Consider the following 1,563-nt stretch of genomic DNA (forward strand, 5'->3'; position numbering starts at 1 on the left):
AAATCAGGACCGCCAAAATATACCGCGTCTGCACCATAAGCAACGGCAACTTTCAGTTTCTCCCAATTACCGGCGGGTGACAGAAGCTCAACCTCAGCCATTCTCCTTCAGGCTCTTTCCATGCTGATGGATCTGGTGGGCAATATGGAGAATATTTTCTTCCACCAGCCGGCGGACCCGGGGTCCATCATGCTGATGAAAGGCGTCAATAATATCCCCGTGGATTTCGGCACAATGGGAAAAAATCTCCGGCTGCTGGAGGAAAAAACCCTGCAGCCGCTTAATGTGAACCATCATCTGGTCATTAAGTTTCTTGAGCTTTTCATTATCACTTTTGGTTATAAATACCTGGTGAAAATCTTCATGAATACGCATATATTTGACAAAATCATGGCCGGCGATGGCGGTTTTTTCCTCTTCATTCAAGCGCCGCAAGCGGTTGATATCCCGCTCGGTCATATGTGGTTCTGCCAGAAAGGCGGAAAAGGCTTCCAGGCAGGCTTTGATCTGGAAATATTCATATAGATTATCAAAGGAAAACTCGCTGACAATCGTCCCCCGGCGGGGAATAATGGAAACAAAACCTTCACTTTCCAACATCCTGATAGCTTCCCGGATTGGCGTTCGGCTGATGCGTAATTCCTCAGCCAGTTTTGCCTCAGAAATTTTTTCCCCCGGCTTTAACTTCCCGACAATAATCGTTTCCCGGATAAAATTTGCAATTTTATCCGGTAACGGCTGGTGATCAGATATGCTGCTTTCCAGAATATCAATTTTCATTATCATCTACCTCGTTCTTCTGCTCTGAATGAACGCTAGTGCAATGCCGACAGGACCTGACCTTATATTATTTCTTATTCTCTTTGAGCGATAAAAACTCTTTCATCAGTACTTCTCTTCCCAACTTGGCATTGGCTATCATATATTTCTCCGCCTTCGCCCCATCATGTTCCTTGAGAGCTGCAACAATTTTATCATGTTCGCTATGCATTCTACTCAAACAGGAACCGGATGAAACAAAAAAACGAAATCGCAGGAACTGCTGTACCAGGTTTGAAACCACAGTCGTAATTTTATCATTCCCGCAAAGCTCAAGAATGAAATTATGAAATTCATTATGATTCTTGGTCAAGCTTGCGATATCCTTTTTAGCGGCACATTCTTTCATTTTCCGATTTAGACGTTCCAACTGGGCAATTCCCACATCCGTAATCCTTTCCGCCGCGACGCGGGCCGCATACCCCTCCAGTACCGCTTTGATCTCGTAAAAATCCCGGATATCTTTTTCATCCAGCTCGGCGACAATTGCTCCTTTGCGAGGAATAATTTTCAAAAAACCTTCCGACTCCAACTGTCTGAAAGCTTCTCGAATCGGGGTACGGCTCAAACCATAACGGGAAGCAATTTCCAGTTCGGTAATCCGCTCTCCCGGTTTGATTTTTTGTTGAATAATCGCTTCCCGCAGCAACGCGGCAACCTTTTCCCGTAATGTCTGATGGCTGGCAATAATTTCTGATATATTTTTATGCACGACTGGATAATCCCTATTTATTCCTGAGTTCA

At 44.6% G+C, this 1,563-nt stretch carries 2 protein-coding genes; both read right to left on the minus strand.

The features are described from left to right. Positions 1–93: 93 nt before the first annotated feature. Positions 94–780: a GntR family transcriptional regulator gene (locus tag U9P07_12360; GenBank protein ID MEA2110197.1), complete on the minus strand. Its 687-nt coding sequence runs from the start codon at positions 778–780 to the stop codon at positions 94–96. Positions 781–847: 67 nt separating this feature from the next. After that, on the minus strand, positions 848–1,563 hold a 716-nt coding region (locus tag U9P07_12365; protein MEA2110198.1), incomplete at its 5' end, for a GntR family transcriptional regulator.

This window comes from Pseudomonadota bacterium, from assembly GCA_034660915.1.
In the GTDB taxonomy this organism is placed as follows: domain Bacteria; phylum Desulfobacterota; class Anaeroferrophillalia; order Anaeroferrophillales; family Anaeroferrophillaceae; genus DQWO01.

Coding starts and splice junctions, on each gene's coding strand:
- U9P07_12360 (MEA2110197.1), bottom strand. CDS start 780: ATGAAAATTGATATTCTGGAAAGCAGCATATCTGATCACCAGCCGTTA.